Source organism: Streptomyces sp. NTH33 (assembly GCF_003236365.1).
In the GTDB taxonomy this organism is placed as follows: Bacteria; Actinomycetota; Actinomycetes; order Streptomycetales; family Streptomycetaceae; genus Streptomyces.
On sequence record NZ_POTZ01000344.1, the window covers coordinates 1 to 7,522 of the forward strand.

8 protein-coding genes are annotated in these 7,522 nt (G+C 69.3%); all 8 read left to right on the plus strand.

Annotated elements, in window-relative coordinates; translation table 11 throughout:
- On the plus strand, positions 1-374 hold a 374-nt coding region (gene gvpJ, locus C1I97_RS26620), incomplete at its 5' end, for a gas vesicle protein GvpJ (RefSeq protein ID WP_111005698.1).
- Positions 371-544 (plus strand): hypothetical protein, encoded by a 174-nt coding sequence (locus C1I97_RS40150; RefSeq protein WP_181446925.1) that lies wholly within the window; start codon positions 371-373, stop codon positions 542-544. The genes gvpJ and C1I97_RS40150, both read left to right, overlap by 4 nt.
- Before the next feature lie 599 nt (positions 545-1,143).
- Positions 1,144-1,341 carry a hypothetical protein gene (locus tag C1I97_RS26625; RefSeq protein ID WP_111005699.1) on the plus strand — a complete coding sequence of 66 codons (198 nt, stop codon included), beginning with the start codon at positions 1,144-1,146 and terminating at the stop codon, positions 1,339-1,341.
- A 546-nt stretch (positions 1,342-1,887) separates the two neighbouring features.
- Positions 1,888-2,136 (plus strand): SCO4226 family nickel-binding protein, encoded by a 249-nt coding sequence (locus C1I97_RS26630; protein ID WP_111005700.1) that lies wholly within the window; start codon positions 1,888-1,890, stop codon positions 2,134-2,136.
- 242 nt (positions 2,137-2,378) lie between these two features.
- Positions 2,379-2,648: a type II toxin-antitoxin system Phd/YefM family antitoxin gene (locus C1I97_RS26635; protein WP_111005701.1), complete on the plus strand. Its 270-nt coding sequence runs from the start codon at positions 2,379-2,381 to the stop codon at positions 2,646-2,648.
- Entirely contained in the window at positions 2,638-3,105 is a 468-nt protein-coding gene (locus C1I97_RS26640) for a type II toxin-antitoxin system VapC family toxin (RefSeq protein WP_111005702.1), read from the plus strand. The genes C1I97_RS26635 and C1I97_RS26640 overlap by 11 nt, the downstream gene beginning before the upstream one ends.
- 527 nt (positions 3,106-3,632) lie before the next feature.
- Positions 3,633-5,264, plus strand: coding sequence for a PucR family transcriptional regulator (locus tag C1I97_RS26645; RefSeq protein WP_258382750.1), 1,632 nt, complete (start codon positions 3,633-3,635; stop codon positions 5,262-5,264).
- 390 nt (positions 5,265-5,654) lie between these two features.
- A complete protein-coding gene (locus C1I97_RS26650; protein WP_111005703.1) occupies positions 5,655-7,112 on the plus strand; it encodes an amino acid permease in 1,458 nt (485 codons plus the stop codon).
- Positions 7,113-7,522 lie beyond the last annotated feature (410 nt).

The following is a 7,522-nucleotide window of genomic DNA, read 5'->3' on the forward strand; positions in this document are numbered from 1 at the left end:
GGTCCAGTGGCCTGTACGACGTACTGGAGCTGGTTCTCGACCGAGGGTTGGTGATCGACGCGTTCGTGCGGGTCTCCCTGGTCGGAATCGAAATCCTGAAGATCGATGTGCGGGTCGTGGTGGCGAGCGTGGACACCTACCTGCGGTTCGCCGAGGCGTGCAACCGCCTGGACCTGGAGGCAGGGCCGCGCAAGCCGGCCGGACTGCCGGAGATCGTCGGCGGCCGGCTCACCGGTTCCGGCAGCCAAGCCAAGGCGAGGGGGGCCCTGTCCGGCGCTGCGGAGGCCGTCTCCGATGCCTTCCGGCAGGCGCGCGACGAGGGCGGTGAGAGGGAAACCGCACGGCCGCGCCACCGCCGGGACGAGGAACGGTGACCACCTACGTCCACGGCGTCATCCACAGCTCACACTCCCCCGTTTTCGAGCACACGGCCGTCACCGGCGAGCCGCCACGCCCGGTGCGCATCCTTCGGGAAGGCGACCTGGCAGCCATCGTCAGCAGGCCGCGTCGCTCGGGGCGTGCACCCTTCGTGTCATGGCTGTGACGTCGGCAGAGGCGCTCTTCACAGGGGTGCCGGCCTCGCGATCGTCCACCGTCATCCATGACACTTCGGCTTCCTGTCGCGCTGTACGGAGTGGCCCCGGGCGGCGGCGGGAGCCGGGGGCGGGCGTTCTCCTCTGCGGAAGCGGTCCGGCCGTAGGGATCCCACACCATCCCACCCTCGAGCGGAAAGCAAAGAGAGGGCCGGGCTCTCGCGTACCCGTCGGGATGCCGAAAATCCGATAAACCCTCACACCGTTCACCGCCAGGTCATACCGAACCTGAATACCCGTCATGAATGAGCCGGGAGTCGCTGACTTCGGCGCGGGAGTGACCGCCCCGGGTACCGGTGGCAACCCTCACGTCCGCACCTGCTCAGCAGGTCCGGTGAAGGAGTCGGTGTGTTCGGTCATTGCGTGGTCACACCGGTGAAGGCGCATTTCGATCTGCGTTCCGTCCGGGACTCGGGCGACTGGCCGCCCCAGGGTCGGCCTGCTTTGATCCTTTGCGTAGCACCGACTCGCGGACACGAATTCCGGTATCGGGAGCCGAGCGAGCGGACGCTGCCATTCAAAAGTGCTCATTCGAAGGGAACCGCGCGTGATGAACCTCGCCCCCCAGGTTGCGACAGCCGAGATCTCCGACGCCGACCTGGACAACGTCTCCGGCGGCCTCGCGGCCGGCGGCTCCGGCGGTCTCTGCGCCGAGACGCCGATCGCAGCCGTCACCTCCGACCTCCTGGCCATCGCCACCCCCGAGGGCGTTGCGGTGGGCGCGGCCGTCCACACCGCCACTCACTGACAGCAGCGTCCAGCTGCCCATGGGGCCCGGATCACCTGATCCGGGCCCCATGGCCGAACCCTGCGACGGAGGCCGCCGCGCTGCCGGCTGGGCGGTGACCACCGCCGCCTTCCCGAACACGGTCCCCTCTGCGGGACCAGTCCGTACGGGATGCTCGGGCGGATTTCCGGGGTGCCCACGTAGCCGCAGCCGTGCGGGCGGGGAACCCCGCTTCCGGGGCTGGGCGCGCGCGGCGCGGAGGGTTCGCGGGAGGGTCGGAGAAGCCGGCTCCGCCGCGTAGGCGTGCGCGAGACGCCATCGTTCGCCCACGTCGGTGTCAGGCATGGATGCCAAAGGCTCCGCTGGATCGGGCACGTGGAGGGCACGCACGGCTTTCTGTCGCGCCGGCAGCCCTGGCCTCTCGTCCGATGTCGCATGTGCTGGAGACCGGCTGGTGGGTGCCACACGGTCGCCATCACGGTCGTACGGGCACAGGATGGACGTAACGCAGCCGGCAAGCGACTCGGCGTCCGCCGGGACGCGGCAGTCGGAAGGAGGCGCGAGACCATGACCCGGTTCATGGACGTCCACCACGGAATGAAGGGCCTCACGGCCGACCAGCTGATGGAAGCCCACAAGGCCGACCTGGCCATCGAGAAGGAGGAAGGCGTCCACTTCGAGAAGGCATGGGCGGACCCGGAGTCCGGAACCGTCTACTGCCTCTCTGAGGCCCCCTCGGCCGAAGCGGTCCAGCGCATTCACGAACGCGCTGGTCACCGGGCCGACGAGATCCACCCGGTCCCCTTGACCGCCTGAAAAAAGCCCTCTGCCCACGGAGAACCTCAAGCGGGGGCAGCGGCGGCCGCTGTCGATGGGCACGGATCCGCAGGCCGTGATCAAGGCCGCCCCGCGGCTGCCCCCGCGCGAGGTGTTCCAGGCGGGCTCTGACGATCGCCGGTTCGCCCCGGTCGCTCGCTGCGTTCACGGCCGGAGGCTTGTCAGCGCAAGCCTCCGGCGTGAAGTGCTACTCGGTAGCACCTGGTGCTACCGTGGTCGGTATGAGCGCTCCGCCCGAAATCACCCAGCGGGATCTGCGCAACCGGTCCCGGGAGATCATGGACGCCGTACAGGGCGGCCAGTCGTTCACCGTCACCCGGGACGGACACCCGATCGGTCAGCTCGTCCCTCTGCGGCGGCGCCGTCGGTTCGTCTCCCGCCAGGATTTCGCCGCGATGTCCAGGACCGCCCCCGCCGTCGACCTCGACACGTTCCGCGCCGACCAGGACGCCACGGCCGACGCCTGCCTGGACGATCCCTATGCCCGCTGACCGCCCGACGTACGCGCAGGGACTCCTCGACACCGACATCATGATTCTGCGCCGGTGGGTGGCCCCCGAGGAACTGCCGGACGAAATGGCGATCACCGCCATCACCCTGGCCGAGTTGTCCGCCGGCCCGCACGAGGTGCGCCGCAACGACGAACAGAGCGGCTACGACGAACACGCCGAACGCGCCCGCAGACTCGACGTCCTGCAACGCGCCGAGAACGAGTTCGACCCCCTCCCCTTCGACGCCGAGGCGGCCCGCATCTACGGCCGCATCTGCGCCGCGGTGATCAGTGCGGGCCGTAAGCCGCGCCGCCGGGTGGCCGACCTGATGATCGCCGCCATCGCCGTGGCCGAGGACCTTCCCCTCTTCACCACCAACCCCGACGACTTCAAAGGCCTGGACGACCTCCTCACCGTCGTACCGGTCACCCGCCCGAAGGTGCCCCACGAGGGCTGACGCCAGGGCACCGGGTCGGTGGGAGCACAGCGGACTTCGTGGCGCGAGCGCGACACGGGCGCGATCACGCAGCAGGGCCGGTTCGGGGACCAAGCCTCCTGAACCGGCCCCCGGCGCAGTGCCCCCGGCAGGATGCGAACCTGCGCCACCCGCTTGAGGAGTGGGATCGAATCCTTGCCGGGTGGTGTTCGTCCATGTCGGGTGTTGCTGTCCGTGCAGGTCAGAGGAGCCCGGCATGATTCTTGATCCGGCTTGGGACGGCTGCTGCCGGGCACCCGCGCACGCATCGCTCACGCATGGCATGCTCAGCCGGGGCGCACCGACGTAACCCTGTGGCGCTTCCGCCCACGAGCACGATGAGTGCCGGACGGATGCGGTAAGCGGCGACCAAGCCCTGCGGGTCCCACTCCAGCTGGAAGGCATCGTGCCGTCGCACGCGCCGCAGTCCGCAAAAGCCCCGGTGCGACCCCCGTTGCCGGGCGGATAGCATCAGGGCTTCGGCATGGCTCCCAGTAGAGGCGACGATCATGGAACCGGCCGCGGTACCTCCGCCCACAGCGGGCATCAGCCTGCGCGAGTTGCTGATGGCCCTGGGCGATTCGCTGGTGGAGGTGCAGGCCGCTCCCGCCGGCTTGGACGTCGAGATCCGCGGCGTCGCCCTGCTCGATCCCGAGGACCCCCCGACCACTCAGCCGGGCGAGCTGGCTCTCGTCATCGGTGCCCGCGGCCGAGCCGCTTATCCCGCGCTGCGGGCCGCCGGGCGCGACGGAGCCGCCGGCGTCGTGGTCAAACTGGATGGTCCCGGCCAGGCTGCGGCCCTCAGCGAGACCGCCGTCGAGGCCGGAGTCGCCCTGCTCTCGTTGCGCGGCGAAGCACGCTGGGAACAGGTGAACGAGTTGGCCCGCGCCGCCCTCGACGACGCGCTGCCGGGCCACCCCGGCGAAGGGGCCGAGGAGGGCGACCTGTTCTCGCTCGCCCAGACCACCGCCATCCTCACCAGCGGCATCGTCAGCATCGAGGACGCTGCCAACCGGGTGCTGGCGTACTCCCGCTCCACCGATTCCGACGAGATCGACGACCTGCGGCGGCGCTCCATCCTCGGCTGGCAGGGACCGGAGGCGTATCTGGCGACGCTGCGCGAGTGGGGCGTGTTCCAGCACCTGCACTCCAGCGACGAGGTGATCAGTATCGACAGCCACCCCGAGCTGGGGATCCGCCGCCGGCTCGCGGTGGCCATCCGGTCCGGGGACCGGCAACTGGGGACCATCTGGGTGCAGGAGGGCTCGACGCCGCTGTCCGAACGCTCGGACCAGGCACTGCTGGGTGCCGCCCGGGTCGCCGCGCTCCACCTGGTGCGCCGCCGCCGGGAACTCTCGGAGGACCTGACGCTCACCCGGACCCTGCTGGCCGGGCTTCTGGAGGGGAACACCGGGCCACAGCCGCTCGCCACCCACCTGGGAATCGACGCGACCCGCCCGGCCGCCGTCCTGGGCTTCTCGTACGGAACCACGGAGGTCGTCGCCGCACCGGAGCTGACCCATACCGAAGCCACCAACCTGGTCTCCGTGCACATCGCGGCCCGGCACCGCAGCGCACTGGTCACGCAGGTCGATCCCCGCATCTACGTGCTCCTGCCCCAGTTGCCACGCAGCATCGACATGGACACGCTGCGCGGCTGGGGTCGGGAGATCACCGATGCCGCACGCCGCCACCTGGGCCTGCCCCTGCGCTGCTCGGTCGGTTGCGTGGTGTCCGGACTCCGGGACGTCCCCAAGTCACGCCGGGAGGCCGACCGCATCCTCGACGCCATGCTGAGGGCCGATGTACCCACCGAGGTCGCCGCGCTGTCGGACATCCAGGCGGAAGTACTGATCAGCGAAGTGCTGACGCTGCTTTCCACCCACCCCGAGATACGGGACCCACGACTGACCGCCCTCGTCGCGCACGACAGCCGGCACCAGGGCCGGCTGGCCGAGACCGTTCTGACCTACCTGAACTCCTTGGGTGACGTACGGGCCGCCGCCGCCCAGCTGCATGTGCACCCCAACACGCTGCGCTACCGCATTCGCCGGGCCGAGGAGCTGACCGGTCTCGAGTTGAGCCGTCCTGACCAGCGTCTGCTCGCCATGCTCCAGCTGCGGCTGCCGCCCGCCGACTGAACCGGTTCCGCACCGGCTGTTTCCGTACTGGCTGTTTCCGCATTGGCCAGTCGTACAGCCATCGAGGGCGAGTTTGTTCATTCTTCACAAACACGTAGCCCCAAGGCCCCCCATACGCTTGCGCAAATCCACTTCCGCAAGTGATGCGGCCCACCTCCCACGAGGAGACGGAGCGGAACGTGGACGTGCGGTGATGAACCACATCACCAGTACGGCATCCGCATACCGCAAACCGCACCGTGAACGCTTTCGGAAACCGTCAGTGCCCCGACCGCCCCTTCTGAGCATGCCCGAGAGCCCGCTCGTCCCCCCACTCGTCCCCCACCGAGGCGATCCGGCGAGCCGGGCAGCCACGCGCACGGCACCCCCAACGACTCAATGGATGTCGACATGACTACACGTCCCCCTGATTCGCTGCCCACTGTCACCACTCCACCCGCCAGCGGTCATCTCACGGAGCAGGCAGGCCTGAAGGCCGGCCTCAAGAACCGTCATCTGTCCATGATCGCCATCGGTGGTGTGATCGGCGCCGGCCTCTTCGTGGGCTCCGCCTCCGGTATCGCCGCCGTCGGCCCCGGCATCCTGCTGTCGTACGCCCTGGTCGGAGCCCTGGTGGTCTTCGTGATGCGGATGCTCGGCGAGATGGCCGCGGCCAACCCGACCTCCGGCTCCTTCTCCGCCTACGCGGACCGGGCGCTGGGCCGCTGGGCCGGATTCTCGATCGGCTGGCTGTACTGGTTCTTCTGGGTCGTCGTACTCGCCGTGGAGGCGACCGCGGGCGCCGTGATCCTGGAAGGGTGGGTGCCGTCCGTACCACAGTGGGCCTGGGCACTGATCGTCATGGTGGTCCTCACCGCCACGAACCTGGTCTCCGTCGGTTCCTTCGGCGAGTTCGAGTTCTGGTTCGCCGGCATCAAGGTCGTCGCCATCTCGGGCTTCATACTTCTCGGCGGTCTGGCGATCTTCGGCGTGCTGCCCGGCTCCGACAACGCCGCGACAGGTTTCGCCCACCTCACCGAGCACGGCGGCTTCCTGCCGAACGGGCCCGGCGCGATCCTCACCGGCATCCTGCTGGTCGTCTTCTCCTTCATGGGCAGCGAGATCGTCACCCTCGCCGCCGGTGAGTCCCCGGACGCGCGGCGGGCGGTCGCCAAGGCCACCCGAAGCGTGATCTGGCGGGTGGGCGTCTTCTACGTCGGCTCGATCCTCGTCGTGGTCTCCCTGCTGCCGTGGAACGACCCCGCGATCGCCGAGAAGGGTTCATACGTCGCGGCCCTGGACTCGATCGGCATCCCGCACGCGGGCGAGATCATGAACTTCATCGTGCTGACCGCCGTGCTGTCCTGTCTCAACTCCGGCCTCTACACCGCCTCCCGGATGGCCTTCTCCCTGGGGGAACGCGGCGACGCCCCGCAGGCTTTCGTACGGACGAACGCGCGAGGTGTCCCGCAGGCCGCGATCCTGGCCTCCGTGGCCTTCGGCTTCGTGGCGGTCGCCTTCAACTACCTGTGGCCGGACACGGTGTTCCAGTTCCTGCTGAACTCCTCGGGCGCGGTCGCGCTCTTCGTGTGGCTGGTCATCTGCTTCTCGCAACTGCGGATGCGGGGAATCATCCTGCGCGAGAACCCGGAGAAGCTCGTCGTCCGGATGTGGCTGTTCCCGTACCTGACGTGGGTGACGATCGCGATGATCTCGTTCGTGTTCCTCTACATGCTCACCGACGACGAGGGTGGCGGACGGAGCCAGGTGCTGCTCTCCGTGCTCGTGGCCGCGTTGGTGATCACGGTCTCTTTGGTCCGGGAACGGATGAGCCCGAAAAGCACCGAGGATGCGGTCGCGCCCCAGTAGCCGCCGCGGACTGCCGCACGGCGTTCCAGGCTCCCCGCCGTCCTCGGCGGGGAGCCGTCACCGTTCCGGGCGTGGGATCGATGGCCGTACCGAGGCAATCCCGCCGATACGCGGATGCAGCGCTCGCCAACGAGACGCGGGACGCGGCCACGGCCCAAGTCGGCGAGCGCGAGGCGACATTGTCCCGCGCGGCGCGCGCCCTGGGGTGGTTCGTCGCGTGGGGCGACCTCCCCCGATCGGTGGTGGAACAGGCTCTTCAGGAGGCGGGGGAGTCGGCCGGACTGTCCGCGTCCGAGTGCCGCTCCACCCTCCGCAGCACGCTGAACTGGTCCATCGCCCACAACCCGGTCAGGCGGGATGCGGCATGAGCGACCGTCACCGCCCCCTCCTGGAGAGCATCGCCCCCACGC